At 61.0% G+C, this 25,585-nt stretch carries 25 protein-coding genes and 1 pseudogene; 14 read left to right on the top strand and 12 right to left on the bottom strand.

Translation table 11 applies throughout. The features are described 5' to 3' along the window. Positions 1-21: 21 nt before the first annotated feature. Together ACUN0G_RS23630 and ercA are read right to left on the bottom strand one after the other, a co-directional pair. Complete coding sequence (locus ACUN0G_RS23630; protein ID WP_445574410.1) at positions 22-1,392, bottom strand: ATP-binding response regulator; 1,371 nt, start codon at positions 1,390-1,392, stop codon at positions 22-24. Then, positions 1,376-2,539, bottom strand: a complete 1,164-nt coding sequence (ercA, locus tag ACUN0G_RS23625; RefSeq protein ID WP_445574409.1) for an alcohol dehydrogenase-like regulatory protein ErcA — start codon at positions 2,537-2,539, stop codon at positions 1,376-1,378. Before ercA ends, ACUN0G_RS23630 begins: the two co-directional genes overlap by 17 nt. A 237-nt stretch (positions 2,540-2,776) precedes the next feature. Here ercA and ACUN0G_RS23620 point away from each other — a divergent pair, with 237 nt between their 5' ends. Then, on the top strand, positions 2,777-3,442 hold the full coding sequence (locus ACUN0G_RS23620) for a response regulator transcription factor (RefSeq protein WP_063028558.1): 666 nt from the start codon (positions 2,777-2,779) through the stop codon (positions 3,440-3,442). Positions 3,443-3,454: 12 nt separating this feature from the next. Here the strand turns inward: ACUN0G_RS23620 and ACUN0G_RS23615 are convergent, their stop codons facing one another. The 3 genes from ACUN0G_RS23615 to ACUN0G_RS23605 are packed head-to-tail and all read right to left on the bottom strand — an operon-like array spanning position 3,455 to position 5,912. Next, the gene (locus tag ACUN0G_RS23615) at positions 3,455-4,270 is read right to left on the bottom strand and encodes a sulfite exporter TauE/SafE family protein (protein WP_445574408.1); all 816 of its coding nucleotides are present in this window, start codon (positions 4,268-4,270) and stop codon (positions 3,455-3,457) included. A gap of 9 nt (positions 4,271-4,279) precedes the next feature. Next, positions 4,280-5,524: an FAD/NAD(P)-binding oxidoreductase gene (locus tag ACUN0G_RS23610; RefSeq protein ID WP_445574407.1), complete on the bottom strand. Its 1,245-nt coding sequence runs from the start codon at positions 5,522-5,524 to the stop codon at positions 4,280-4,282. A gap of 52 nt (positions 5,525-5,576) precedes the next feature. Continuing rightward, positions 5,577-5,912: an ArsR/SmtB family transcription factor gene (locus tag ACUN0G_RS23605; protein WP_010166774.1), complete on the bottom strand. Its 336-nt coding sequence runs from the start codon at positions 5,910-5,912 to the stop codon at positions 5,577-5,579. 86 nt (positions 5,913-5,998) lie between these two features. Between ACUN0G_RS23605 and ACUN0G_RS23600 the strand changes: the two genes are divergently transcribed. After that, on the top strand, positions 5,999-6,862 hold the full coding sequence (locus ACUN0G_RS23600; RefSeq protein WP_445574406.1) for an MBL fold metallo-hydrolase: 864 nt from the start codon (positions 5,999-6,001) through the stop codon (positions 6,860-6,862). 67 nt (positions 6,863-6,929) lie between these two features. On the opposite strand, the gene ACUN0G_RS23595 is transcribed toward ACUN0G_RS23600, so the two are convergent. The 3 genes from ACUN0G_RS23595 to ACUN0G_RS23585 form a co-directional block, all read right to left on the bottom strand. Then, complete coding sequence (locus ACUN0G_RS23595) at positions 6,930-8,549, bottom strand: HAMP domain-containing methyl-accepting chemotaxis protein (protein WP_445575588.1); 1,620 nt, start codon at positions 8,547-8,549, stop codon at positions 6,930-6,932. Positions 8,550-8,675: 126 nt separating this feature from the next. After that, complete coding sequence (locus ACUN0G_RS23590; RefSeq protein WP_258346921.1) at positions 8,676-8,906, bottom strand: hypothetical protein; 231 nt, start codon at positions 8,904-8,906, stop codon at positions 8,676-8,678. 140 nt (positions 8,907-9,046) lie between these two features. Next, the gene (locus tag ACUN0G_RS23585; RefSeq protein ID WP_017476898.1) at positions 9,047-9,529 is read right to left on the bottom strand and encodes an Lrp/AsnC family transcriptional regulator; all 483 of its coding nucleotides are present in this window, start codon (positions 9,527-9,529) and stop codon (positions 9,047-9,049) included. A gap of 195 nt (positions 9,530-9,724) precedes the next feature. Here ACUN0G_RS23585 and ACUN0G_RS23580 point away from each other — a divergent pair, with 195 nt between their 5' ends. The 4 genes from ACUN0G_RS23580 to lpdA are packed head-to-tail and all read left to right on the top strand — an operon-like array spanning position 9,725 to position 14,687. Then, positions 9,725-10,960 (top strand): 3-methyl-2-oxobutanoate dehydrogenase (2-methylpropanoyl-transferring) subunit alpha, encoded by a 1,236-nt coding sequence (locus ACUN0G_RS23580; protein ID WP_258346922.1) that lies wholly within the window; start codon positions 9,725-9,727, stop codon positions 10,958-10,960. Between the two features lies 1 nt (position 10,961). Continuing rightward, positions 10,962-12,020, top strand: coding sequence for an alpha-ketoacid dehydrogenase subunit beta (locus ACUN0G_RS23575; RefSeq protein ID WP_010166768.1), 1,059 nt, complete (start codon positions 10,962-10,964; stop codon positions 12,018-12,020). Then, positions 12,021-13,304, top strand: a complete 1,284-nt coding sequence (locus ACUN0G_RS23570) for a dihydrolipoamide acetyltransferase family protein (RefSeq protein ID WP_445574405.1) — start codon at positions 12,021-12,023, stop codon at positions 13,302-13,304. Positions 13,305-13,307: 3 nt separating this feature from the next. After that, the gene (gene lpdA, locus ACUN0G_RS23565) at positions 13,308-14,687 is read left to right on the top strand and encodes a dihydrolipoyl dehydrogenase (RefSeq protein ID WP_445574404.1); all 1,380 of its coding nucleotides are present in this window, start codon (positions 13,308-13,310) and stop codon (positions 14,685-14,687) included. 9 nt (positions 14,688-14,696) lie between these two features. Here lpdA and ACUN0G_RS23560 read toward each other — a convergent pair. Next, positions 14,697-14,792, bottom strand: a pseudogene (locus ACUN0G_RS23560) (outer membrane lipoprotein carrier protein LolA); the annotation flags it as partial. A 115-nt stretch (positions 14,793-14,907) separates the two neighbouring features. Between ACUN0G_RS23560 and ACUN0G_RS23555 the strand changes: the two are divergent. Further along, positions 14,908-15,927 (top strand): branched-chain amino acid aminotransferase, encoded by a 1,020-nt coding sequence (locus ACUN0G_RS23555; RefSeq protein ID WP_093207909.1) that lies wholly within the window; start codon positions 14,908-14,910, stop codon positions 15,925-15,927. 152 nt (positions 15,928-16,079) lie between these two features. Here the strand turns inward: ACUN0G_RS23555 and ACUN0G_RS23550 are convergent, their stop codons facing one another. After that, positions 16,080-16,976 (bottom strand): GNAT family acetyltransferase, encoded by an 897-nt coding sequence (locus ACUN0G_RS23550; RefSeq protein WP_445574403.1) that lies wholly within the window; start codon positions 16,974-16,976, stop codon positions 16,080-16,082. 285 nt (positions 16,977-17,261) lie between these two features. Here ACUN0G_RS23550 and ctlX point away from each other — a divergent pair, with 285 nt between their 5' ends. The 7 genes from ctlX (at position 17,262) to ACUN0G_RS23515 (ending at position 23,325) form a co-directional block, all read left to right on the top strand. After that, positions 17,262-18,188 (top strand): citrulline utilization hydrolase CtlX, encoded by a 927-nt coding sequence (gene ctlX, locus ACUN0G_RS23545; RefSeq protein ID WP_445574402.1) that lies wholly within the window; start codon positions 17,262-17,264, stop codon positions 18,186-18,188. 11 nt (positions 18,189-18,199) lie between these two features. Continuing rightward, positions 18,200-19,246, top strand: coding sequence for an ornithine cyclodeaminase (locus ACUN0G_RS23540; protein ID WP_445574401.1), 1,047 nt, complete (start codon positions 18,200-18,202; stop codon positions 19,244-19,246). Positions 19,247-19,602: 356 nt separating this feature from the next. Continuing rightward, positions 19,603-20,382 carry an ABC transporter substrate-binding protein gene (locus ACUN0G_RS23535; RefSeq protein ID WP_167663064.1) on the top strand — a complete coding sequence of 260 codons (780 nt, stop codon included), beginning with the start codon at positions 19,603-19,605 and terminating at the stop codon, positions 20,380-20,382. A 172-nt stretch (positions 20,383-20,554) separates the two neighbouring features. Beyond that, on the top strand, positions 20,555-21,256 hold the full coding sequence (locus ACUN0G_RS23530) for an ABC transporter permease (protein ID WP_076014275.1): 702 nt from the start codon (positions 20,555-20,557) through the stop codon (positions 21,254-21,256). Beyond that, entirely contained in the window at positions 21,253-21,966 is a 714-nt protein-coding gene (locus ACUN0G_RS23525; RefSeq protein WP_063028534.1) for an ABC transporter permease, read from the top strand. Before ACUN0G_RS23530 ends, ACUN0G_RS23525 begins: the two co-directional genes overlap by 4 nt. Positions 21,967-21,969: 3 nt before the next feature. Then, positions 21,970-22,815 (top strand): ABC transporter ATP-binding protein, encoded by an 846-nt coding sequence (locus ACUN0G_RS23520; protein ID WP_445574400.1) that lies wholly within the window; start codon positions 21,970-21,972, stop codon positions 22,813-22,815. A 12-nt stretch (positions 22,816-22,827) separates the two neighbouring features. After that, on the top strand, positions 22,828-23,325 hold the full coding sequence (locus ACUN0G_RS23515) for an Lrp/AsnC family transcriptional regulator (RefSeq protein WP_003208571.1): 498 nt from the start codon (positions 22,828-22,830) through the stop codon (positions 23,323-23,325). Between the two features lie 117 nt (positions 23,326-23,442). On the opposite strand, the gene ACUN0G_RS23510 is transcribed toward ACUN0G_RS23515, so the two are convergent. Beyond that, positions 23,443-24,276 carry a TIGR03915 family putative DNA repair protein gene (locus tag ACUN0G_RS23510; RefSeq protein ID WP_445574399.1) on the bottom strand — a complete coding sequence of 278 codons (834 nt, stop codon included), beginning with the start codon at positions 24,274-24,276 and terminating at the stop codon, positions 23,443-23,445. Next, positions 24,273-25,493 (bottom strand): putative DNA modification/repair radical SAM protein, encoded by a 1,221-nt coding sequence (locus ACUN0G_RS23505; protein ID WP_017476886.1) that lies wholly within the window; start codon positions 25,491-25,493, stop codon positions 24,273-24,275. The genes ACUN0G_RS23510 and ACUN0G_RS23505 overlap by 4 nt, the downstream gene beginning before the upstream one ends. Positions 25,494-25,585: the final 92 nt, after the last annotated feature.

The following is a 25,585-nucleotide window of genomic DNA, read 5'->3' as shown; positions in this document are numbered from 1 at the left end:
GTGTTGACGGGTATCAAGTGGCTAGGCCAATAACTGGGTCAACACTGCCCGCAACTTGCCGGGCTTGACCGGCTTGTTGAGCAATGGCACGTCCAGGCGCTGCAATGCACGGCGGCATTGGTCGGTGCGGTCGGCGGTGATAATCACTGCCGGAATCCTGCAGCCAAAATGCTCGCGTAATTGGCCCACTACCTCACAGCCCACCACGCCATGGTCCAGGTGATAGTCCGCGAGAATCAGCTCCGGTGCCCTGCCCTGCAACGCAACCAGTGCGCCGGCCTGGTCGGTCGCAGTGACCACCTCGCAGCCCCACTGCCCAAGCAGCGCGCTCATGCTGTCGAGGATGCTGACTTCGTTATCCAGCACCAGCAGCCGCCTCCCCGGCAGCGGGTTGCCGGTGCTCGGTTGCGTGGCCACCACACTGATGGGCAGCGGCATGTCCTCGCTGATGGGGACTTCGATGCTGAACATCGAACCGCGCCCCGGCCACGAACGCACCGCCACCGGGTAACCGAGGACCTCGGCGATACGCTCGACAATCGCCAACCCCAGTCCCACGCCCTTGCGGTCGGCAGCGCGGCCCACATCCAGTTGATTGAACTCCAGAAAGATGGCGTCCAGACGGTCCGCCGCAATTCCGCGCCCGGTGTCCCACACCTCCAGGCGCAACCGCTCACCCCGGCGGCGGGCGCCCAGCAGGATGGAGCCCGCGCTCGTGTAGCGGCAGGCGTTGCTGAGAAAATTGCGCAGGATCCGCGTCACCAGCCGCAGGTCGGTATTGATTGCGTAATGGCCTGTACGCGCCCGCAGGTTCAGCCCGGACGCCGCGGCCACCGACTGGAATTCCGAGACCAGCGGTGCGAACAGTTCGTCGAGACGGTACAGGGCGATGTCCGGCTTGACCGCCGCTTGATCGAGTCGGGAAATGTCCAGCAAGTCGGTGAGCAAATCCTCGGCGCCTTCCAGGGCCTGATGGGTGCGCTCCACCAACACGTGTTCGACGCTGGGCAAGTTGCGCTCGCGCAGGGTGGAAATCAGCAAGCGTGCGGCATTGAGGGGTTGCAGCAGGTCATGACTGGCGGCGGCAAGGTATTTGTCCTTGCTGCGGTTGGCGGCCTGGGCGGCATCCCGGGCATCGCGCAGGTCCTGCTCGATCTTCTCGCGCTGGGCGATTTGCTGTTGCAGGTTGCGGTTGGCTTCCAGCAACTCGTCGGTACGCGCCGCGACCCGCTGTTCCAATTCGTCGTTGAGGCGGATGTAGCGATTGCGCTCGGCTTCCAGCTCGTCGAGGCGCGCGGTCAGTTCGGGGTAATGACTCTTGCGCGCCGAGTGGTTGCCCAGCCCCAGCAGCCCCGCGAGTGCCCGTTGCTGATCGTCAGAGAGCTTCGCCATAGACGACCTCGACGTCACGCTGGCTGGACTCACGCGGGTTGGTAAGGATGCACGGGTCGTGCATGGCGTGCTGCGACAGAAAGGGAATGTCCGCCACTCGAATCCCATGCAGGCCGAGGGTTTCATGGAAGCCGATCGCATGCTTCAACGCGATCAAATGGTCCACCAGCCGGCCGCAGATTTGCCGGTGGTTGAGGCCCCGGCAATCAATGCCGAAGGTCTCGGCAATCACCTTGAAACGCTCCGGTGCCGCGCTGTAGTTGAACGCCACCACATGTTCCACCAGCACCGCGTTGCACAGGCCATGGGGCAGGTCGAGAAAGCCGCCAAGGCTGTGGGACATGGCATGCACCGCGCCGAGGATCGCGTTGGAAAACGCCAGCCCGGCCTGCATGCTGCCCAGCATGATTTTCTCCCGCAGGGCGATGTCGCCCGGGTTGGCGATCATCTGCACCAGGTTGCCATTGATCAGATGCATGGCTTCCAGCGCGTGGGGATCGGTCAGCGGGCCGTGGCCGGTGGACACGAAGGCCTCGATGGCATGCACCAGCGCGTCGATGCCGGTACAGGCCGAGAGAAACGGGTCCATGCTCGCCGTGGTTTCCGGGTCGATCAGTGAAACATCGGGCACCACCGCCTTGCTGACGATGGAGAACTTCATGCGTTCCTGCTGGTTGGAAATGATCACGAACTGCGAGACATCCGCCGAGGAACCCGCTGTGGTCGGGATCAGGATCAGCGGCGGGCTCGGCACGCGGATGGTGTCGACGCCTTCGAAGTCGAGGATGCTGCAGCCATGGGCGACCACGATGCCGATGGCCTTGCCGCAGTCCATCGGGCTGCCGCCACCGACGGCGACGATCACGTCGCAATGGTTCTCACGGTAGACCTCGGCGCCGAGCATCACCTCTTCAACCCGGGGGTTGGGCGACACGGCGGTGTACAGGCAATAGTCGATGCCGATGGCTTGCAGGCTGGCCTCGACATCGGCCACCCAGCCGACAGCAACCACGCCGGGATCACTCACCACCAGCACCTTGCGCGCGCCAAAGGTCTTGGCGTAGTTGCCTACGTTGTGCCGGCAGCCGGCGCCAAAGATGATTTCAGGGGAAACGAATTTACGCAGGAGACTCAGGTTCGGGCTCATTGGTAAGCCTGTTTTTATTATTCTGGAAGATGCGCTCCACACTAACCCATCCGGCACTGAATGCAATCAGACCAATGGGTGGCACTGAAACCGCGACGTAGGGCACGATCTACTACTTTGGTACTGATTCCCCTCTCTATCGTCGCATTCCCAAGGCATCGAGACTGGCATGTAATGGGCGCATGACCCTATGGATCGGACCTGCTTGAATAAGCAAAAATAATAAGGCGAACGTCCATGTACAAAATTCTGATAGCCGACGATCACCCACTGTTTCGCGAGGCGATCCACAACGTCATCAGCGACGGGTTCCCGGGCAGCGAAGTGATGGAAACCGGCGACCTGGACAGCGCCCTGGCCCTGAGCCAGGAGCACGACGACCTGGATCTGATCCTGCTGGACCTGAACATGCCGGGCATGCACGGCCTCAATGGCCTGATCAACCTGCGCAACGAGTCGCCGACGATTCCGGTGGTGATCGTGTCTGCCGAGCAGGACAAACAGGTCGTGCTGCAAGCCATCACCTATGGCGCGGTGGGGTTTATCACCAAGTCCTCGCCCAGGCTGCAGATGACCGAGGCGATCCAACAGATTCTCAACGGCAATGTGTATTTGCCGCCGGAGATTATTCGCAGCCAGAAAATCGGCGGGCAACGGCGCATGAATGATTGCCTGGGGCTTGCGCCGGAGCTGCTGCAGGCCCTGACCCGCAAGCAATTGCTGGTGCTGGAGCGGATGACCAAGGGTGACTCGAACAAGCAAATCGCCTATAGCCTGGAGATTGCCGAGACCACGGTGAAGGCCCATGTCTCGGCGATCCTGCGCAAGTTGAACGTGCACAATCGGGTGCAGGCGATTCTCAGCGCCGGGGACATCGACTTCGGTGCCTACCTGCGGCGCTGATACCCGTGCATTTCAAGGCACCTGCATGAGGGCCCGAAACAGCATACCCGCTGCCACCAGTACACACAGGGTGGCAAAACCCACCTGCAAGGTGCGCGCCTTGATCACCGAGCACAGGCGCCGCCCCGCCAACATGCCGACAATGCTCGAACCGATAAACACCCAGCCCATCGGCTCGATACTGACCCCGGCATGAAACGCACCGATCACGCCGATCAACGAGATCAGGCTGATCACCATCAGCGAGGTGGCGACGATGCCGCGCATCTGCACATCGGTCAGTTGCTTGAACGCCGGTACGATCAGGAAGCCGCCGCCCACACCGAGCAAGCCCGATACCGCACCGGTCACTGCGCCGAGGGCCGCCAGGGTGGCGGTGCATTTGGCGGTCCAGGAAAAGCGCCCGGTCTGTTGATCGAGCATGCAGTTCTTCTGGCCCCACGATGCGGTGCCGTGGTCGCTCGGCCCGGCCTCAAGCTTCTCCCGCTGCAGCATGCGCCAGGCCACCAGCACCATCAGCGCGCTGAACAGGCCCATCAGGACTTTCTCCGACATCTGGTGGGCGAGGAACACCCCCAGCGGCGAAAACAGCGCGCCGAGCAGCGCAATCAGCAGCGCCGCGCGGTAACGCACCAGGCCATGGCGCAAGCCATCCAGCGCACCTACTGCGGCGGCCGCGCCGACGGCGAACAAAGACACCGGCGCGGCCTGGGTCATGGTCAATCCCAACCCCAATACCAACGCCGGGACGCCCAGAATGCCGCCCCCGGCGCCGGTCAGGCCCATGACCAACCCCATCAACACGCCCAGAAAACTTGCCAGCAGCATAGGGTTGCCTCAATCCACCTTGGCCAGACGGGTCAGCCACTCGCGGCCCTTGAGCATGCCGTTCCAGTAGAACCACGGCAGGAAGCTCGCCTTGAGAAACCACGCCGAACGCCGTGCCACGGTTGGGTCGAGGGGAAAGGTCGGCAGCAACTTGCCGCCATAGCCGAACTCGGCCAGCACCACCTTGCCCTTCTCCACGGTCAGCGGGCAGGAGCCATAGCCGTCGTACTTGAGGGGCAAAGGCGCCTGTTTGCGCAGGGCCAGCAGGTTTTCCGCCACCACCACGATTTGCTTGCGCACGGCCGCTGCGGTCTTGGCGTTGGTGGTGGAGCACACATCGCCGAGGCCGAAGATGTGCGGGTAGCGCAGGTGTTGCAGGCTCTGTGGATTGACTTCGCACCAGCCGGCGGCATCGGCCAAGGGGCTGTTGCGGATAAAGTCCGGGGCGACTTGCGGCGGGACGACGTGCAGCAGGTCGAAGGTTTTCTCTTCGACGCGCACATTGCCTTCGGCGTCCTTGATCTCGAACCAGGCTTTGCGCGCGGGGCCGTCGACCTTGACCAGGTTGGAGTTGAACGCCAGTTGGGCGGCGTACTTTTCAACATACTTCATCAGCGGCGGGACGAAGGTGGCCACGCCAAACAAGGCGGCACCGGCCAGGTTGAATTCGACCTTGATGTTTTTCAGGTCACCCTGCTTGAGCCAGTGATCGCACGACAGGTACATGGCCTTTTGCGGGGCGCCGGCGCATTTGATCGGCATGGCCGGCTGGGTAAAGATCGCCTTGCCATGCTTGAGTTGCTGCACCAGTTGCCAGGTGTAGGCGGCGTGCTCGTAGCTGTAGTTGGACGTTACGCCATGCTGGCCTAGGGTCTCTGGTAAACCTTCGATTTTTTCCCAGGCCAGGCGCAGGCCCGGGCACACAATCAGGTTTTTCCAGGTCACGCGCTGGCCGCTGTCGAGCGCCAGGGTGTGCTCGTCGGGCAGTAATTCGCTGACCGCCGCCTGGATCCAGGTGACGCCGTTGGGCAGCACGTCGGCCATGGGGCGCACGGTCTTTTTAACGTCGTAGGCGCCGCCGCCCACCAAGGTCCAGGCCGGTTGGTAGTAGTGGTGGTCGCTGGGTTCGATCAGGATGATGTTCAGGTGCGGGTCGCGCTTGAGCAGGCTGGCCAGCAGGCCGATGCCTGCCGAGCCGCCACCGATGACAACGATATCGCCACTGATGGCAGGTCCCCAGTGTTGGTCGTTCATGGTCTATGGCCTTTCTTTTAAAAGTGCACACAAGGGTCGTTGCCGTACGGCGTCACGCCCAGCTTTTTATCACGGCGCCGCAATACAGCCCGGACAGCGTCTTCATCACTTGAATCACTTCGTGGCTGGCCAGCCCGTAGAAAATGTATTTGCCTTCCCGACGGGTGGCCACCAGCCCTTCGTCCCGCAGGATGCCCAATTGTTGCGACAGGGTTGGCTGGCGCACGCCGGTCATGGTTTCCAGCTCGCCGACGTTGCGTTCACCCTGGGTCAACTGGCAGAGAATCAACAGCCGGTCTTCATTGGCCAGGGCCTTGAGCAAGGCGCAGGCCTTGGACGCGGAGGCACGCAATTGCGCGACTTCGCCTTCACTCAGGTTCGATTCCATTTGCGTGGGGCTCTCTCTGTCACTTAAGCTCAAAACATTATGTGTAAACGTAAAGTGATTGTAACTACTTATTTGGGACAACCGTCATGCCAGCGTTGATTCAATCCTTTCTGGACGAGGCGTCGTCGACCTACACCTACGTCGTCTATGAAACGGACGGTGGCCCGTGCGCCATCGTTGACTCGGTGCTCAATTACGACCCGGCCTCCGGACGCACCGGCACCGGCCAGGCGGACAAGGTAATCGCGTTTGTGCACGAGCATGGCCTACAGGTGCAGTGGTTGCTGGAAACCCATGCCCATGCCGATCACTTGTCGGCGGCGCCGTATTTGCGTCGGCAGCTGGGGGGCCAGATCGCGATTGGCGAGTCCATCAGCAAGGTGCAGGGGGTGTTCAAGAACCTGTTCAACCTGGAGCCGGAGTTTCGGGTGGATGGGTCGCAGTTCGACCATCTGTTTGCGCCGGATGAGGTGTTTCACATCGGCAACCTGAAGGCCCAGGCGCTGCATGTGCCGGGGCATACACCGGCGGACATGGCTTACCTGATTGATGACCAGTTGATTCTGGTGGGCGACACGCTGTTCATGCCGGATGTGGGGACGGCGCGCTGCGATTTCCCCGGTGGGGATGCGCGCCAGCTGTATGCGTCGATGCGCAAGTTGCTGGCGTTCCCGCCGCAGACCCGGTTGTACGTGTGCCATGACTACCCGCCTGAAGGACGCGCCGCCAAATGCCTGACCACGGTGGCTGAGCAACGGGCGGGAAATATTCATGTGCATGACGGGGTGGATGAGGCGGCGTTTGTCGAAATGCGCACCACTCGGGATGCCGGGTTGGGCATGCCGACGCTGTTGCTGCCGGCGATCCAGGTGAATGTGCGGGCCGGGGTGATGCCGCCGGCGGAGGACAATGGCGTCGTTTACCTGAAGATTCCGCTCAACCAACTTTGAGCGGGCACTTCAGGCCTGGCCAAAATGCGCTGTCGGCCGGGCGAAGTCCTGCAACACACGCCCTCGATCAACTCACGGAAAACTTCGAAACGATCTGCTTGAGGTCAACGGCCAACTTGGACAGTTCATGACTGGCGATGGACGTCTGCCCCGCCGCCGATGAACTCTGGATGGACAAGTCACGAATGCTGATCAGGTTCTGGTCCACGGAGCGCGCCACGTGTGCCTGCTCTTCCGAGGCTGTGGCAATCAGCAGGTTTCGTTCATTGATATCGGAAATGGCCTCGGTGATCTGGGTAATGGCCAGGCCCGCTTCATGGGCGATTTTCAACGATTCCACCGCTTCACTGCGGTTAAGCGCCATGGAAGACACCGCCTCGCTGGAGCAGGTCTGGATTTTCGCAATCATCTGCTCGATTTCCTGCGTGGACGTTTGCGTGCGATGGGCCAGTGCTCTCACTTCGTCAGCCACTACCGCAAAGCCCCTTCCTTGCTCACCGGCCCTGGCGGCTTCAATGGCGGCGTTCAACGCGAGCAGGTTGGTTTGTTCGGCAATGGAACGGATAACCTCGACCACCCGTGCAATATCCTGTGCCTGCATCGCCAAGCCTTCGACCTCCAGCCCGGTCTGCTGCACTGTGGCACTCAACTTTTCAATCGAAGCGATGGTTTGCGTGACGCGCTCCTGGCCGACTTTCGCTGCGCGTTGGGAGTCCTGGGTAGAGTGGGAGGCGGAAACAGCATTCCTGGCCACTTCCTCTACGGCGGCAGTCATCTGATTGACGGCAGTCGCCGCCTGGTCAGTCTCCATACTCTGGCGTTCAATACCCGCAGTAGATTCCCGGGTGATTGAACTCATTTCTTCTGCCGCAGAGGCCAACTGCCCGGAGGCTTCGGAGATATGCAGCAAGGTAGTTTTCAGGTTCATTTGCATGGCAGCGGTGGATTGCTGCAGCGCTGTCAGTTCATCCTTGCCGCTGATAGCGATGGCCACTCGCAAATCACCTTCGGCAATCTTGGTGGTCGATACCAACAACTCACGCACCGGGATAATAACGCTCTGGGAAAACAGCCGCGCCACTACCACTGTCAACAACACAGCCACCACCATCAATCCCCAGGTAAACAAACGGGTCATATGCACCTCATCGGATGCCCCTTGCGCCGCGTACTTCGCGCCTTGCTCATTGATCGCGATCAAATCGGTAATGGAGCCCTGCACCTTGAGAGCAATGGGCGTATTAACTTCACGCAAGTACGCCGCAAACTCATCGATAGACAGCGTGCCGGCACGGGCGATCAAGTCCTCCACTTTTTCGTTGTAAACCCGCATACCGTCTAACATTTCAGTGTATTTGGACTGTTCTTCAGGTGTCGATGCAAAGGGTGCATAGCTCCCCGCGAGTTTGATGGTTTGTAAACTGAAATCCCTTAACCTTTGGACTGACGCTGGTTCCTGACGAGCACGGTCGATGGCAAAACGACGCAAGTCCAGACGAAGATTGTAAAAGCTCGAATTTATACTTCCCGCCAAACTAATACTGGGCAGCCAATTAGTTCCAACATCCACGGTTGACGAATAAATTTTCTCAACTTTAACCAGCGTCACGCCTCCTTGCATTAACAAGAAAATACAAATCACACCAAAACAAAGTGTGGTGCGAACACTCAACGTCAAGGATCTCATGAACATTCGGCTTACCCTTCGTTGGCCCAACAGCGCAACGTCTTATGACGTTAATATGTTTAATCGTTGTAAAAAATGCTCAACTTGAAACACAACCTTTCTTTAAAAACGGAAAGAGCCCCAACGTCAGTCGGGCATTTCTGCTTTCAGGGTAACCAGAGCGTACATCGCCTCACACGAGCGGTCGCAATTGCGTCCGACGGTTTCAAGATGACGATTCAAGGAGTCGACAACTTCCGGCGACAGATAGGAAACTTTTCCAACTAACGCCGTCATGTCCTCGAGTGCGGCCACAATAGATAGTTGGGTTAAGTTGAACTCGTAGAGCGCACGGCATACCAGATCCTGATTTTCCATGACACCGCTCCCATTTAAAATAGGAGCTTAGCAGTTGCCCGAATCTGCGCACTGAAGATCAAATTTATAAATAGCCCCTTAGCACTAATGAATGAGATGAGAGCCCATTTATATCTAAACGGATAGCCTTGGCAGGTTTATCAGACCATCAATCCACCTGGCGGCAACGGCAACGCCGTTTTATAACGTACTTGCTTGAGGGCAAAACTGGAGCGGATGTTGGCGACACCCGGGACTTTGGTCAAAAAGTCCATCATGAAGCGCTCCAAAGACTGGATGGTCGGCACCAGCACTCGAATCAAATAGTCGGGATCGCCGGCCATCAGGTAGCACTCCATCACTTCGGGGCGATCCGAAATCGCCCCTTCAAATTGCTGCAACGCCAGTTCGTTCTGCTTTTCCAGGCTGACGTGGATGAACACATTGACGTGCAGCCCCAGCAGGTCGGCGTCCAGCAGCGTCACCTGGTCGCGGATCAGCCCCAATTCTTCCATCGCCTTGACCCGGTTGAAACACGGCGTGGGCGACAGGTTGACCGAGCGGGCCAGGTCGGCGTTGGTGATGCGGGCATTCTCCTGAAGGGCGTTCAGAATGCCGATATCGATACGGTCCAGTTTGCGCATGAGACAAAACCACCTGTTTATTATGTTTATGCAGTTTTTTTATCCCCAAATGATCTCCAACGCAACGAAACAGAGATAAATATTCTCCTGCCGCGAGCCTATGATTGTTGTAGGACAAGATTTCTTCTACCCGAAGACGGACTGTCAGCTACCGCGCCCACTACAAGAAATTCACAAGATAGAGCGTAGAAAGCCATGACTCAGCAGTATGAACCACTGCGCCTGCACGTCCCTGAACCCTCAGGCCGACCAGGCTGCAAGACCGACTTTACCTACCTGCGCCTGACTGACGCAGGCACGGTGCGCAAACCCCCAATTGACGTGGAACCCGCCGACACTGCCGACCTGGCCAAGGGCCTGATTCGCGTGCTCGACGATCAGGGCCAGGCCCTCGGCCCGTGGGCTGAAGGTGTGCCGGTCGAAATTCTGCGCAAGGGCATGCGCGCCATGCTCAAGACGCGGATCTTCGACAACCGCATGGTGGTCGCCCAGCGTCAGAAAAAGATGTCGTTCTATATGCAAAGCCTTGGCGAAGAAGCCATCGGCAGCGCCCAGGCCCTGGCCTTGAACATCGACGACATGTGCTTCCCCACCTACCGTCAGCAAAGCATCCTGATGGCCCGCGAAGTGCCGCTGGTGGACCTGATCTGCCAACTGCTGTCCAACGAGCGCGATCCGCTCAAGGGCCGCCAGTTGCCGATCATGTACTCGGTAAAAGACTTCGGCTTCTTCACGATCTCCGGCAACCTCGCCACCCAATTCGTCCAGGGCGTGGGCTGGGGCATGGCCTCGGCGATCAAGGGCGATACCAAGATTGCCTCGGCCTGGATCGGCGACGGCGCCACCGCTGAATCCGACTTCCACACCGCCCTCACCTTCGCCCACGTGTACCGGGCGCCGGTCATCCTTAACGTAGTGAACAACCAGTGGGCGATCTCCACCTTCCAGGCCATCGCCGGCGGTGAAGCCACGACCTTTGCCGGACGCGGCGTAGGTTGCGGCATCGCCTCCCTGCGGGTGGACGGCAACGATTTTGTCGCGGTGTACGCGGCCTCCGCCTGGGCCGCCGAACGCGCCCGCCGCAACCTGGGGCCAACCCTGATCGAGTGGGTGACCTACCGCGCAGGCCCGCACTCCACTTCCGATGACCCGTCCAAATACCGTCCCGCCGACGACTGGAGCCACTTCCCGCTGGGCGACCCGATTGCCCGCCTCAAGCAGCACCTGATCAAGATGGGTCAGTGGTCCGAAGAGGAACACGCGGCGGTCAGTGCCGAGCTTGAAGCGGAAGTGATCAAGGCCCAGAAAGAAGCCGAACAGTACGGCACCCTGGCCGGTGGCCAGATTCCAAGCGCCGCGACCATGTTCGAAGACGTTTATAAAGAGATGCCGGAGCACTTGAAGCGCCAGCGTCAAGAGTTGGGGATCTGACATGAACGATCACAACAACAATATCCAGCTGGAAACCGCCATGACCACCACGACCATGACCATGATCCAGGCCTTGCGCTCGGCCATGGATGTGATGCTTGAGCGAGACGACAATGTGGTGGTGTTCGGCCAGGACGTCGGTTACTTCGGCGGCGTGTTCCGTTGCACCGAAGGCTTGCAGAACAAATACGGCACCTCGCGGGTGTTTGACGCACCGATCTCCGAAAGCGGGATCGTCGGCGTGGCGGTCGGCATGGGCGCCTATGGCCTGCGGCCGGTGGCCGAGATTCAGTTCGCCGACTACGTATACCCCGCCACCGACCAGATCATTTCCGAAGCGGCCCGCCTGCGTTATCGCTCGGCCGGCCAGTTCACTGCACCGCTGACCATGCGCATGCCCTGCGGCGGCGGCATCTACGGCGGCCAGACCCACAGCCAGAGTATTGAAGCGGTGTTCACCCAGGTCTGCGGCCTGCGCACGGTGATGCCGTCCAACCCGTACGACGCCAAGGGCCTGCTGATCGCCTCTATCGAAAACGATGACCCGGTGATCTTCCTCGAACCCAAGCGCCTGTATAACGGCCCGTTCGACGGCCACCACGACCGCCCGGTAACCCCGTGGTCGAAGCATCCGCAAGCGCAAGTGCCGGACGGTTACTACACCGTGCCGCTGGACGTGGCCGCCATCGCCCGCCCGGGCAAGGACGTGACCATCCTCACCTACGGCACCACCGTGTATGTGTCGCAAGTCGCCGCTGAAGAAACCGGCATCGATGCCGAAGTCATCGACCTGCGCAGCCTGTGGCCGCTGGACCTGGAAACCATCGTCAATTCCGTGAAGAAAACCCGCCGTTGCGTGATCGTTCACGAAGCCACCCGTACCTGCGGGTTCGGCGCCGAGCTGGTGGCGCTGGTGCAGGAGCACTGCTTCCACTACCTGGAAGCGCCAATCGAGCGCGTCACCGGTTGGGACACCCCCTACCCGCACGCGCAAGAGTGGGCGTATTTCCCTGGCCCGACCCGAGTGGGCGCGGCTTTGCATCGGGTTATGGAGGTCTGAATGGGCACGCACGTTATCAAGATGCCGGACATTGGCGAAGGCATCGCAGAAGTTGAATTGTCGGTATGGCACGTCAAGGTCGGCGACCTGGTGGTAGAAGACCAGGTGCTGGCGGACGTGATGACCGACAAGGCCATGGTGGACATTCCTTCGCCGGTGCACGGCAAGGTGATTTCCCTCGGCGGCGAGCCGGGCGAAGTCATGGCAGTGGGCAGTATTTTGATCAGTATCGAAGTGGAAGGCGCGGGCAATACCAGGGAGTCGGCGTTGTCGGCGGTGGTTGAAGAGGTCGCGCCTGCACCGGCTCCTGCACCGAAAGTCGAAGCCAAGGCCGCGCCGGTGGTTGAACCCAAGCCGGCAGCCAAGCCTGCGGTGACGGCTGCGCAAGCGCCCGTGGCTCGCGAGGCCGATGACCGCCCGCTGGCCTCCCCGGCCGTGCGCAAACATGCGCTGGATGCTGGCATCCAGCTACGACTGGTCCAGGGTTCAGGCCCGGCCGGCCGGATTCTGCATGAAGATCTGGACGCTTACTTGCTCCAGGGTCCGGCGAAAAATTCCGGTGCCTCCAACCCGTACGCCGAACGCAACGACGAGCAGCAAATCCCGGTGATCGGCATGCGCCGCAAGATCGCCCAGCGCATGCAGGACGCCACCCGGCGTGCCGCGCATTTCAGCTACGTGGAGGAGATAGACGTCACGGCCCTCGACGAGTTGCGCGTGCACCTCAACGAGAAACACGGCGCCACCCGCGGCAAGCTGACCCTGCTGCCGTTCCTGGTGCGGGCCATGGTCGTCGCATTGCGCGACTACCCGCAAATCAATGCGCGTTATGACGACGAAGCCCAGGTCATCACCCGCCTCGGCGCGGTGCATGTGGGCGTCGCCACCCAGAGCGATGTGGGCCTGATGGTGCCGGTGGTGCGTCACGCCGAAGCCCGCAACCTGTGGGGCACGGCGCAAGAAATCAATCGGCTGGCGAATGCTGCGCGCAATGGCAAGGCCAGTCGCGATGAGCTGTCGGGTTCGAGCATTACCCTGACCAGCCTGGGCGCATTGGGCGGGATCGTCAGCACCCCGGTGCTGAACCTGCCCGAAGTGGCCATCGTCGGGGTCAACCGCATCGTCGAGCGGCCGATGGTGATCAAGGGCCAGATCGTGATCCGCAAGATGATGAACCTCTCCAGTTCCTTCGATCACCGGGTGGTCGATGGCATGGACGCGGCGCAATTCATCCAGGCCATCCGTGGCCTGCTCGAACAACCCGCCAGCCTGTTCCTGGAGTAACCCATGTCTCAAACATTGCACACCACCCTACTGATTATCGGCGGCGGGCCTGGCGGTTACGTGGCAGCGATTCGCGCCGGCCAGTTGGGCATCCCGACCATCCTGGTGGAAGGCCAATCGCTGGGCGGCACCTGCCTGAACATCGGCTGCATTCCGTCGAAGGCACTGATCCATGTTGCCGAACAGTTCCAGCAAACCGTGCACCACAGCCAGGGCTCGCCGTTGGGCATCGAAGTCGATGTGCCGACCCTGGACATCAGTAAAAGCGTGGAATGGAAAGACGGCATCGTTGACCGCCTGACCACCGGCGTTGCCGCGCTGCTGAAGAAACACAAGGTTCAGGTCATTCATGGCTGGGCCAAGGTCGTCGATGGCAAGACTGTCGATGTCGGCGACCAGCGCATTCAGTGTGAACACCTGCTGCTGGCCACCGGTTCGAAAAGCGTCAACCTGCCGATGCTGCCGATTGGCGGGCCGATCATCTCCTCCACCGAAGCCCTGGCGCCGAAACGCATCCCTAAACGCTTGATCGTGGTGGGCGGTGGCTATATCGGCCTGGAGCTGGGGATTGCCTATCGCAAGCTCGGTGCAGACGTCAGCGTGGTTGAGGCGCAAGACCGGATACTGCCGGCCTACGACGCCGAACTGACCCAGCCGGTGGCCGAATCCCTCAAGCAGTTGGGGGTGAAGGTGTTCCTGAAACACAGCGTCACTGGCTTTGAACACAACAGACTGCAAGTGCGTGACCCCAGCGGCGAGACGCTGTCGCTGGAAACCGACCAGGTGTTGGTTGCCGTTGGTCGCAAACCCAACACCCAGGGCTGGAACCTTGAAGCCTTGAACCTGGACATGAACGGCTCGGCGATCAGGATCGACAGCCGCTGCCAGACCAGCATGCGCAACGTATGGGCCATCGGCGACCTCAGCGGTGAGCCGATGCTCGCCCACCGCGCCATGGCCCAGGGCGAAATGGTGGCCGAACTGATCAGCGGTAAATCCCGCGAATTCAACCCGGCTGCGATCCCGGCGGTGTGCTTCACCGACCCGGAACTGGTGGTGGTCGGCAAGACCCCGGACGAGGCCAAGGCCGCCGGGCTGGACTGCATCGTGTCGAGCTTCCCGTTTGCCGCCAATGGCCGGGCCATGACCCTGGAGTCGAAAACCGGCTTCGTGCGGGTGGTGGCGCGCCGCGACAATCACCTGATCGTCGGCTGGCAGGCGGTAGGCGTGGGCGTCTCGGAATTGTCCACCGCCTTCGGCCTGAGCCTGGAAATGGGATCACGCCTGGAAGACGTGGCGGGCACGATTCACGCCCACCCAACCCTGGGCGAAGCGGTACAGGAAGCGGCGCTGCGGGCCCTGGGGCATGCATTGCACATGTAACGGGCGATCACACCCAACTGTAGGAGCGAGCTTGCTCGCGAAAAACCCGAGAACACCGCTGGGCACCAGGTTTCCAGCGTCATCGTTCACGACCTTCGCGAGCAAGCTCGCTCCTACAGGGGGTGCGAACGCACCGGGGAATGAAGTATTGTTGCGCCCATCCAGAAATAAACCATAAGCCTGCCTTCGACCAGGCGGTTGACAAAAGATAGAGGGTGTCATGGGTAACGAAAGCATCAATTGGGACAAGCTGGGTTTTGACTACATCAAGACCGACAAGCGTTTCCTCCAGACCTGGAAGGACGGCGCCTGGCAAGAAGGCACCCTGACCGACGACAACGTGCTGCACATCAGCGAGGGCTCCACCGCCCTGCACTACGGCCAGCAATGCTTTGAAGGCCTCAAGGCCTATCGCTGCAAGGACGGTTCGATCAACCTGTTCCGTCCGGACCAGAACGCCGCGCGCATGCAGCGCAGCTGTGGTCGCCTGCTGATGCCACAAGTGCCGACCGACGCCTTCATCGAAGCCTGCAAAGCAGTAGTCCGTGCCAACGAGCGGTTCATCCCGCCGTACGGCACCGGCGGCGCGCTGTACCTGCGCCCGTTCGTGATCGGCACCGGTGACAACATCGGCGTGCGCACCGCACCAGAGTTCATCTTCTCGATCTTCTGCATCCCGGTAGGCGCCTACTTCAAGGGCGGCCTGACCCCGCACAACTTCCTGATCTCCGGTTACGACCGTGCCGCACCGAACGGCACCGGCGCAGCCAAGGTCGGTGGCAACTACGCCGCCAGCCTGATGCCCGGTTCCCTGGCGAAAAAAGCCAACTTCGCCGACTGCATCTACCTCGACCCGGCCACCCACTCGAAAATCGAAGAAGTCGGCTCGGCCAACTTCTTCGGGATCACCCACGACAACAAGTTCGTCACCCCGAACTCGCCGTCGGTGTTGCCAGGCATCACCCGCCTGTCGCTGATCGAACTGGCCAAATCCCGCCTGGGCCTGGAAGTGGTTGAAGGCGACGTGCTGATCGACAAGCTGTCGGACTTCAAGGAAGCCGGCGCCTGCGGTACCGCTGCCGTGATCACCCCGATCGGCGGCATCGAGTACAAAGACAAGCTGCACGTGTTCTACAGCGAAAAAGAAGTCGGCCCGGTCACCCAGAAGCTCTACAAAGAGCTGACCGGCGTGCAGTCCGGCGACGTTGAAGCGCCTGCAGGCTGGATCGTCAAGGTCTAAGCAACCGGCTGCCAGCAACACCACAAAACCAATGTGGGAGCTGGCTTGCCTGCGATAGCGGAGTATCAGTCGACACGTTTATCGACTGGTCCACCGCTATCGCAGGCAAGCCAGCTCCCACATTTGGTTTCCAGTGTTTGGAAAACCGACGTTCAGGCTTTATCCGTCGGGATGTTTTCCAGGATCTTCTTGCCCATGCTGATCCGCGGCTCAGTGCCATAACCCAGCGCCTCATAAAACCCCATCACCGCATCATTGCCGCTGGTGATCTGCAGGTTGATCTTCATGCAGCCCAACGCTGTCAACGCCTGCTCCGCATGCCGCACCAGCGAAGCGCCCAGGCCCTGGCACCGATAATCGTGATGCACCGCCACCGAATACAGCCAGCCGCGATGCCCGTCGTAGCCGGCGAGAATGGTGCCGATCACCGCTTTCTTGTCGGTAGCCACAAAGAACAACCCATCGTTGACCGCCAGCTTCTTGTCGATCGCCAAGCCCGGCAGGTTGTGCGCCGCGTCATAACCAAATGCCGCCTGCCACAGCGCTACCACCTGCGCCCGATGCGCACGGTCCCGATAGGCGCCGATGGGATGACGGGATGACAACCCCTTCTCCATCACCAGCGTGCGCTCATTGCCATGGTAGACATCGCGCACCGTGTGGAACCCCAGCTTGGTGTAGAACGGCTCGGCGGTCAGGGAAGATGGCACATGCAGCGTCGTCACTCCCGCTTCCCGGGCGCGCAACTCGATTTCAATCATCAGCAAACGCCCGATGCCCTGCCCTTGCAGCGCCGGATTGACGAACACCGAACGCACCACATTGCCATCGAGAGCCGCTGTCGCGACGATGACTTTATCTTGCGTCGCCACCAGCACCGTTCGGCGAGCAAGCAGCCCCAGCACCGCCTCGGGGGTAAAGTTGCTCGCCACCCGCGCAATCACATCAGCCGGATAATCCCGGGCATTGCTGTCATGCAGGGCCGCCAGAATGACCTGGCTGATGCCCTCGGCATCGGAGGGTTGGGCGAGACGAACTTCAGTGGGCATGGTTTCTCCATCCAGACAAAAATACCTCAGGCAACACAATACCAATGTGGGAGCGGGCTTGCTCGCGAAGGCGGTGTATCAGCCACCGAATTTATTCACTGACCCACCGCTTTCGCGAGCAAGCCCGCTCCCACATTTTGATCTCCACTCACCCCTACAGCCGATTCGGCTGCTCCACCCCACTTTTCAGCTTTCCCGGCTGAGCCACCCCTTCAGTTCAGCCGGGATTCTTCCTTCACACCGCACAAAATAGCCTCACTGCCCAACCCATGGACCCGTGCACCCATGCAAACCACCAACACCGTCCTGATGATCCGCCCGGCGCACTTCGCCTTTAACCCGGACACTGCGATCAACAACCGCTTCCAGCGCGCGCCCCTCGACCCATTGGCGGCACAGCAGAAAGCGCTGGAAGAGTTCGACGGCTACGTCGACACCCTGCGCCACCACGGCGTGGAGGTGCTGGTGGTACAAGACACTCCCGCGCCCCACACCCCGGATTCGATCTTCCCCAACAACTGGTGGAGCAGCCACGCCGACGGCAGCCTGGTGCTGTACCCGATGGAAGGCCAGAACCGACGACTGGAACGCGACAAAGGCGTGCTGCAAGTACTGGAGCAGCGCTTCGCGATCCACAACACCATCGACTTCAGCCACCTCGAACAACAGAACATGTTCCTCGAAGGCACCGGCAGCATGGTCCTGGACCGCCAGCACCGCATCAGCTACGCCTGCCATTCCGGGCGTACCCATCAGGACGCCCTGCGCCAGTTCGCCGAACGTCTGGACTACCAGCTCTGCGTATTCCACGCCGTCGACCGCCACCACGCGCCGATCTACCACAGCAACGTGATGATGAGCGTCGGTCGCGACCTCTCCGTGGTGTGCCTGCAAGCCCTGCCCGATGACCTCGAGCGCCAGGCCCTGGAACGCTCCCTGCGGGACACCGGCAAAGACATCGTCGCCCTGGACTTCGATCAGTTGGAAGCCTTCGCCGGCAACATGCTGGAAGTCCACGACCGCGACGGCCAGCCGCTGCTGGTGATGTCGGCCAGCGCCTGGGGCTCGCTCAAGCCCGCCCAGCGCCAGCATGTGGAGCGCCACACCCGGCCGGTGGTGGTGAACATCGACAACATCGAACGCATCGGCGGCGGCAGTGCCCGCTGCATGTTGGCGGAAGTGCATCTGCCCGCCCGCCCCTCATTTCAATAAGGAGTCTTCCCATGACCCGCTATATCGACGTCAACGACTTGAGCTACCTGGTTTCGCAAAAAGGCCTGCAAACCTGCATCACCGAGATGGCCGAGTACATCCGCGCCGACTACCTGCGCTGGCAGGACTTTGAAAAATGCGCGCGCCTGGCCAACCACTCGCCCGAGGGCGTGATCGAGCTGATGCCGGTGTCCGATGCCTCGCTGTACGCCTTCAAATACGTGAACGGCCACCCGAAAAACACCCAGAGCGGCATGCTCACCGTCATGGCCTTCGGCGCCCTGGGCGATGTGGACACCGGCAAACCGGTCCTGCTGGCGGAAATGACCCTGACCACCGCGATCCGCACCGCCGCCACCTCGGCCCTGGTAGCACGCTACCTGGCCCGGGACAACAGCCGCAGCATGGCGTTGATCGGCAACGGCTCCCAGAGCGAGTTTCAGGCCCTGGCCTTCCACGCGATGCTGGGCATCACTGAAATCCGCCTGTTCGACATCGATGCCAAGGCCACCGCCAAACTGGCGTCCAACCTCAAAGCCTTCCCGGCGATCAAGGTGATCCTGGCAGGCAGCGTGGCCGAAGCCGTGAAAGGTGCCGACATTGTCACCACCGTCACCGCCGACAAGGCCTACGCCACCATCCTAACGAACGAGATGATCGAGCCGGGCATGCACCTTAATGCCGTCGGCGGCGACTGCCCGGGCAAGACCGAGCTGGACCGACGAATCGTCGAACGTGCCCGTGTGATCGTCGAGTACGAACCCCAAAGCCGCATCGAAGGCGAAATCCAGCACATGCCGGAAGATTCGCCGGTCACCGAACTGTGGCAAGTGATCAACGGCCAGGCCCCGGGCCGTGAAAATGCGCGCCAGGTCACCCTGTTCGACTCGGTGGGTTTTGCCATCGAAGACTACTCCGCCCTGCGCTACGTACTGGATGTGGCCAAGGCGCTGGACGTGGGCAGCGAACTGGAACTGGTGCCGGACCTGGCCGACCCCAAGGACCTGTTTGCCCGCCTGGCACAAGCACCGGCCGCACAGCAGAAAAAGCGCGCCTGAGACCGCTCTGGCCTGCTGCTTTGCGTGAGCAGCAGGCCGGAAAAACCTCACCGACAAGCCGATTTAGCGGGTGTTACAGCCGTTTCCGCTGTAGCTCGCGATTTAACAGCACATTCCGCGCGCCTCGGCGGGGGTAAACGACACAAAAAACGCACCATCTTGAAGCATTCTCTCTGGCAACAAACAGCCCAATGTGGCGAGGGAGCTTGCTCCCGCTGGAGTGCGTAGCGCTCCCAGGATTTTGAGGCCGCTACGCAACCTAGCGGGATCAACCTCCCTCACCACAAAAAGCCTCTTCACCTTAGCGTTCAGTTTTCTACTGCCCTGACATCAATTACAAAATATAGGGAATACACATGACTCCGCTCCGATCACTTTTCGCTGCGCTGCTCCTGCCATTGGCCGCCACCGCTGCCCAGGCTCAGGAATGGAAAGAAATCCGCTTTGGGGTCTTCCCCGAATACCCACCGTTTGAATCCGTCGCCGCCGACGGCAGCCTGCAAGGTTTCGACATCGACCTGGGCAACGCCATCTGCGCCAAGCTCGAAGTCAAATGCGTGTGGGTCCACAACGAATTCGACGGCATGATCCCGGCCCTGCGCGCCCGCAAGTTCGACGCCATCATGTCCTCCATGGCCGTGACCCCGGCCCGCCAGAAAGTCATCGACTTCAGCGACCGCCTGTTCCTCAGCCCGACCTCAGTGATCACCCGCAAAAGCGCCGACTTCGGCGACACCCCCGAATCCCTGAAAGGCAAACAAGTCGGCGTGCTGCAAGGCTCGCTGCAAGAGGCCTACGCCCGTGCACACCTGGCCAAGCTGGGCGCGCAGATCAAGGCTTACCAGTCCCAGGAGCAGAACTACGCCGACCTGCAAAACGGTCGCCTGGACGCTACCCTGACCGACAAGCTCGAAGCCCAGCTTAACTTCCTGTCCAAGCCTGAAGGCGCCGACTTCAAGACCGGCCCGGCCTTCAAGGACCCGACCCTGCCGCTCGACATCGCCATGGGCCTGCGCAAGAACGACAAGGAGTTGGTGGAGCTGATCAACAAGGGCATCGCCGCCGTCCAGGCCGATGGCACCTACACACAGATCCAGAAGAAATACTTCGGCGATCAGGACATCTACAACGAGTAAAAACAACGTTCCCTCCGTAGCAGCTGTCGAGCCCCTGCGAGGCTGCGTCGGCCACGCCGCCGTTCTCGAGCCAGACTAGGCACCGAGGCGCGCCTGACGCAGCCTCGCTGGGGCTCGACAGCTGCTACCGGGGGGCCGTGATGCGTTGTTTCACACCACAGAGATCTCCCCCGTGAATGAATTCCTCAACTTGCAAGGCTTCGGCCCGTTGCTGGCTCAGGGTGCCTGGATGACGGTCAAGCTGGCGTTCCTGGCGCTGCTGCTGAGCCTGTCCCTGGGCCTGATCGCCGCCGCTGCCAAGCTCTCCAGCGTCAAGCTGCTGCGGGTTCCGGCCACGCTCTACACCACGCTGATTCGCAGCGTGCCGGACCTGGTGCTGATCCTGCTGATCTTCTACAGCCTGCAGCTGTGGCTCAACGACCTGAGTGAAATGCTCGGCTGGGCCTACTTCGAAATCGACCCGTTCACCGCCGGTGTCATTACCCTCGGGTTTATCTACGGTGCGTATTTCACCGAGAACTTTCGCGGGGCAATTCTCAGCGTACCCGCCGGCCAACTCGAAGCCGCCACCGCCTACGGCCTGAGCCGCTGGCAGCGCTTTCGCCTGGTGCTGTTCCCGCAACTGATGCGCTTTGCCCTGCCGGGCCTGGGCAATAACTGGCTGGTGCTGCTCAAGTCCACGGCGCTGGTGTCGATCATCGGCCTGTCGGACCTGGTCAAGGCGGCGCAAAACGCCGGCAAGACCACCAACGACCCGCTGTATTTCCTGATCCTCGCGGGCCTGGTGTACCTGGTGATCACCACCCTCTCCAACCGCATCTTCAAACGCCTGGAACGGCGCTACAACGTGGGCATCAAGGGGATGGCGCGATGATCGAACTGATCCAGCAATACGGTCTGGCCTACCTGTTCACCGACGGCAATGGCTTCTCCGGAGTGGCCATGACCCTGTGGCTGTTCATTATCTCGGTGGTGTTGGGCTTCTTCCTGTCGATCCCGCTGGCGATCGCGCGGGTCTCGGAACACTTCTGGGTCCGCTGGCCGGTGGAGGTCTACACCTACCTGTTTCGCGGCACGCCGCTGTATATCCAGTTGCTGATTTGCTACACCGGCCTCTACGGCCTGGAGGTGGTGCAGGACAACGCCCTGCTCAACCAGTTTTTCCGCAATGCGCTGAACTGCACGCTGCTGGCGTTTGTGCTGAACACCTGCGCCTACACCGTGGAAATCTTTGCCGGGGCGATCCGCAACATTCCCCACGGCGAGATCGAAGCTGCCAAGGCGTACGGCCTGCACGGCTGGCGCCTGAACCTGTTCGTGGTAGTGCCCGCCGCACTGCGCCGTGCACTGCCGGCCTACAGCAACGAAATGATCCTGATGCTGCACGCCACTTCCCTGGCGTTCACCGCCACCATCGCCGACATCCTCAAGGTGGCCCGCGATGCCAACGCCGAGACGTTCCTGACGTTCCAGGCCTTCGGCATCGCGGCCCTGTTGTACATGCTGCTGTCCTTTGCACTGGTGGGCCTGTTTCGACTGGCCGAACGTCGCTGGATGCGTTTTCTTGTTCCTACCCGAGGCTAACCCATGAATCAGTCCGCGCAGGCCCTGGCCGCTTATCCCACCGATGTACGCCCCGCTACCCAACCGGTGGCCGTGGCAGAAAACGCCAACGTCAAACTCCAGGTCGAAGGCCTGCACAAACGCTATGGCGAGCATGAGGTGCTCAAGGGCGTCTCACTGAACGCGCGCAATGGCGACGTGATCAGCCTGATCGGTGCCAGCGGCTCCGGCAAAAGCACGATGCTGCGCTGCATCAACTTCCTCGAACAGCCGGACGCCGGGGTCATCACCCTCGACGGCATCAGCATCGAAATGCAACCAGGCCGCGCCGGCACGCGGGCGCCGCACCAGGCGCAATTGCAGAACCTGCGCACCCGCCTGGCCATGGTGTTCCAGCACTTCAACCTGTGGAGCCACATGACCGTGCTGGAAAACATCACCATGGCCCCGCGCCGGGTGCTCGGCGTAAGCGCCGTCGAGGCGGAAAAACGCGCCCGCCTGTACCTCGACAAGGTCGGCCTGCCGGGCCGGGTGGCGGATCAATACCCGGCCTTCCTCTCCGGTGGCCAGCAACAGCGCGTGGCCATCGCCCGGGCCCTGGCGATGGAACCGGAGATTATTCTGTTCGACGAACCCACCTCGGCCCTCGACCCTGAACTTGTAGGAGAAGTCCTTAAAGTCATACAGACGTTGGCGGAGGAAGGTCGTACCATGCTCATGGTCACCCACGAAATGGGCTTTGCCCGCCAGGTGTCCAGCCAAGTGCTGTTCCTGCACCAGGGCCGCGTCGAGGAACAAGGCGGAGCCGAAATCCTCGATCAGCCGAACAGCGAACGCTTGCAGCAATTTCTTTCCAACCGATTGAAGTGAACACCACACACCATGGATACCAAGGCCACCGGACCGAACGCCTCACCTGTGCTGGACCGCATCGATGAAGCCATCATCGACGTGTTACGGCACCAGGGACGCATCACCTACGAAAAACTCTCGTCGCTGGTGCACCTGACGCCCAGGCCGTGCCTGGAACGGGTGCGCAAGCTGGAGCGACGCGGGGTCATCCGGGGTTATGGGGCGATCATCGACGTGCAGATGGTTTCGCCGGGGCTGTCGTTACTGGTACTGGTGGCCCTCTCCAACCAGAGCGGGCGCTCGGCGCAGAAGGCATTCGAGGCATGCGTCAAAGCCTGCCCGCAAGTGTTCGAATGCCAACTGATCAGCGGGCCGTTCGACTACAGCCTGCGCATGCGCTGCCGGGACATGGAGCACTACCGCGTGCTGACGGAAACCTGGCTCAACAACGATGAATTGCACATTGATAAGTTGGTGGCGCATCCGGAATTGGCGGTCGTAAAAAACACCGCCACCGAACTGGCCTAATCCTCACTTCCCGAAACACTGAAGATCAAATGTGGGAGCTGGCTTGCCTGCGATAGCATCACCTTGGTGTAACTGAAACACCGAGTTGTCTGCATCGCAGGCAAGCCAGCTCCCACATTAACCATGCCCGCTTGAGATTTTTTTACCCGGCTTGGCCCCAATCATCTTCGCCTGCCCATCCCGCTGCTTGCCCGTACGCGCCTCGCTGATCAACCCTGGAATCAACTTGCCCTCCGGCAGATTCTTCCAGAACCGGCTCGGCAAATGCCCTTCCATCACCTTGGGGTTCAACCGCGCCGGGTTAAAGATATGGCTGTAATACGTCAGCCACATCGCACTGTGGGGATCCTCGACATTCTGCGCCAACGCCTGCCATTCCACCGGGCATTGCCGCCGATGAATCAACTGCTCCCCGTCGTAATAAACCCCGTCCAGCGGCGTCGCGATCATCCAGCGATGACGCCCCATGCGCCCGACAAAATGCTGACTGGCCACCTTCAAGATATCGTGGGCCGGCTCATGCCACGCCACGTACTCGGGCAACTCCGGCCCCGCCTCTGCCGGCAACGCGATAAACCGCACAAACGCATGCAGATGATGGGCCTCGCGCTGCACCTGCTTGATCCGTCGCTGCAACTCGCTGCCCAGCTTGTCCCCGGACATCATCGCCGTGCGGTCCCCATGGCTGACGCGCCACAACACCTCATACAACAAGCTCCAGCGCTGTTCACCGTGATAACACGCGGCGGACTCCAGCAGCTCCAGCAGCGCCTTGGGAATCCGTGCCTGGAACGGCCCGCACTCCGCCGGGTACTGCTCGTCCGTGGCAAACAGGTCCGCCACCTCGGCCACACCCCAACTCACATGGCTGGGGTCAATCTGATGGCTGAGCAACCAGCGCGCCTGCTCGCGCCAGGTGCTGAACAGGTTGTCGCATTCCAGGCTGATCATCCCCATAGCCCCATTTGCTGCGGCTGCGGACGGTCGCGCAGTTGTTCGCGCAGCAGCACGCTGGTGCTTTCCGCCTGTTGCGGATGGTAGTCACTGGTGATGAAAAACGGCTTGGCCTTGGCCAGCACGCAACGCATGCGCGCCAGGTCCTCGAAGCGGATCTTGCGCTGTCGGCGCAGGTCCACCAACCGTTGGGTGGTGCGCAGGCCAATCCCGGGAATGCGCGCGATCAAGGTCGGCTCGGCGCGGTTCAGGTCCAGCGGGAACACCTCGCGGTGCTCCAGGGCCCAGGCCAGTTTCGGGTCGATATCCAGGGCCAGGTCGCCCGGCCCTTCAAACAGCTCATTGGCACTGAACCCGTAGCTGCGCAACAGGAAATCCGCCTGATACAAGCGGTGCTCGCGCATCAGCGGCGGCGCAGCCAGGGGCACGCTTTTCGGGCTGTTGGGAATCGGGCTGAATGCCGAGTAATACACCCGGCGCAATTTGAAATTGCCATACAACGCCTCGGCACTGTGGAGGATGGTGCTGTCGTCGGTGTCATCGGCGCCGACGATCATCTGCGTGCTCTGCCCGGCCGGCGCGAAACGCGGCGCGCGGGGTTCGTTGAGCACGGTCTGTTCACCGGTGTAGATGGTCTGCATCGCCTGCTTGATCGAGACGATCTGCTTCTCCGGCGCCAGGGTTTGCAGGCTCTTGTCCGTCGGCAACTCGATATTCACGCTGAGGCGATCGGCATACCGCCCCGCCTCGGCAATCAGCGCCGGGTCGGCTTCGGGAATGGTCTTGAGGTGGATATAGCCACGGAAGTCATGCTCTTCCCGCAGGAGCTTGGCGACCCGCACCAACTGCTCCATGGTGTAGTCGGCCGAACGGATGATGCCGGAGCTGAGAAACAGCCCGCTCACGCAATTGCGTCGGTAGAAATCCAGGGTCAGGGTCACCACCTCCTCCGGGCTGAAGCGTGCACGGGGCACGTCGCTGGAGCGGCGGTTAACGCAGTATTGGCAGTCGTAGAGGCAGAAGTTGGTCAGCAATACCTTGAGCAAGGACACGCAGCGACCGTCGGGCGTATAGCTGTGGCAGATGCCCATGCCATCGGTGGAACCCAGCCCCGCCTTGCCTTCCGAGCTGCGCTTGGGCGCGCCACTGCTGGCGCAGGAGGCGTCGTACTTGGCGGCGTCGGCAAGGATGCTGAGTTTTTCGATCAACTGCATGGGGCTTCTACCGATACTGGTTTTTTGTACAGTATCAGCAGCAAGCCCCGGGGTTCAAGTGCCGTCTGTAGGAGCGAGCTTGCTCGCGAAAA

The organism is Pseudomonas sp. 32A, from assembly GCF_052682255.1.
Note: the sequence above shows the minus strand (reverse complement) of the source record. Positions and strands in the feature narration are given on the sequence as shown.

Coding starts and splice junctions, on each gene's coding strand:
- ACUN0G_RS23630 (WP_445574410.1), bottom strand. CDS start 1,392: ATGGCGAAGCTCTCTGACGATCAGCAACGGGCACTCGCGGGGCTGCTG.
- ercA (WP_445574409.1), bottom strand. CDS start 2,539: ATGAGCCCGAACCTGAGTCTCCTGCGTAAATTCGTTTCCCCTGAAATC.
- ACUN0G_RS23620 (WP_063028558.1), top strand. CDS start 2,777: ATGTACAAAATTCTGATAGCCGACGATCACCCACTGTTTCGCGAGGCG.
- ACUN0G_RS23615 (WP_445574408.1), bottom strand. CDS start 4,270: ATGCTGCTGGCAAGTTTTCTGGGCGTGTTGATGGGGTTGGTCATGGGC.
- ACUN0G_RS23610 (WP_445574407.1), bottom strand. CDS start 5,524: ATGAACGACCAACACTGGGGACCTGCCATCAGTGGCGATATCGTTGTC.
- ACUN0G_RS23605 (WP_010166774.1), bottom strand. CDS start 5,912: ATGGAATCGAACCTGAGTGAAGGCGAAGTCGCGCAATTGCGTGCCTCC.
- ACUN0G_RS23600 (WP_445574406.1), top strand. CDS start 5,999: ATGCCAGCGTTGATTCAATCCTTTCTGGACGAGGCGTCGTCGACCTAC.
- ACUN0G_RS23595 (WP_445575588.1), bottom strand. CDS start 8,549: ATGAGATCCTTGACGTTGAGTGTTCGCACCACACTTTGTTTTGGTGTG.
- ACUN0G_RS23590 (WP_258346921.1), bottom strand. CDS start 8,906: ATGGAAAATCAGGATCTGGTATGCCGTGCGCTCTACGAGTTCAACTTA.
- ACUN0G_RS23585 (WP_017476898.1), bottom strand. CDS start 9,529: ATGCGCAAACTGGACCGTATCGATATCGGCATTCTGAACGCCCTTCAG.
- ACUN0G_RS23580 (WP_258346922.1), top strand. CDS start 9,725: ATGACTCAGCAGTATGAACCACTGCGCCTGCACGTCCCTGAACCCTCA.
- ACUN0G_RS23575 (WP_010166768.1), top strand. CDS start 10,962: ATGAACGATCACAACAACAATATCCAGCTGGAAACCGCCATGACCACC.
- ACUN0G_RS23570 (WP_445574405.1), top strand. CDS start 12,021: ATGGGCACGCACGTTATCAAGATGCCGGACATTGGCGAAGGCATCGCA.
- lpdA (WP_445574404.1), top strand. CDS start 13,308: ATGTCTCAAACATTGCACACCACCCTACTGATTATCGGCGGCGGGCCT.
- ACUN0G_RS23555 (WP_093207909.1), top strand. CDS start 14,908: ATGGGTAACGAAAGCATCAATTGGGACAAGCTGGGTTTTGACTACATC.
- ACUN0G_RS23550 (WP_445574403.1), bottom strand. CDS start 16,976: ATGCCCACTGAAGTTCGTCTCGCCCAACCCTCCGATGCCGAGGGCATC.
- ctlX (WP_445574402.1), top strand. CDS start 17,262: ATGCAAACCACCAACACCGTCCTGATGATCCGCCCGGCGCACTTCGCC.
- ACUN0G_RS23540 (WP_445574401.1), top strand. CDS start 18,200: ATGACCCGCTATATCGACGTCAACGACTTGAGCTACCTGGTTTCGCAA.
- ACUN0G_RS23535 (WP_167663064.1), top strand. CDS start 19,603: ATGACTCCGCTCCGATCACTTTTCGCTGCGCTGCTCCTGCCATTGGCC.
- ACUN0G_RS23525 (WP_063028534.1), top strand. CDS start 21,253: ATGATCGAACTGATCCAGCAATACGGTCTGGCCTACCTGTTCACCGAC.
- ACUN0G_RS23520 (WP_445574400.1), top strand. CDS start 21,970: ATGAATCAGTCCGCGCAGGCCCTGGCCGCTTATCCCACCGATGTACGC.
- ACUN0G_RS23515 (WP_003208571.1), top strand. CDS start 22,828: ATGGATACCAAGGCCACCGGACCGAACGCCTCACCTGTGCTGGACCGC.
- ACUN0G_RS23510 (WP_445574399.1), bottom strand. CDS start 24,276: ATGATCAGCCTGGAATGCGACAACCTGTTCAGCACCTGGCGCGAGCAG.
- ACUN0G_RS23505 (WP_017476886.1), bottom strand. CDS start 25,493: ATGCAGTTGATCGAAAAACTCAGCATCCTTGCCGACGCCGCCAAGTAC.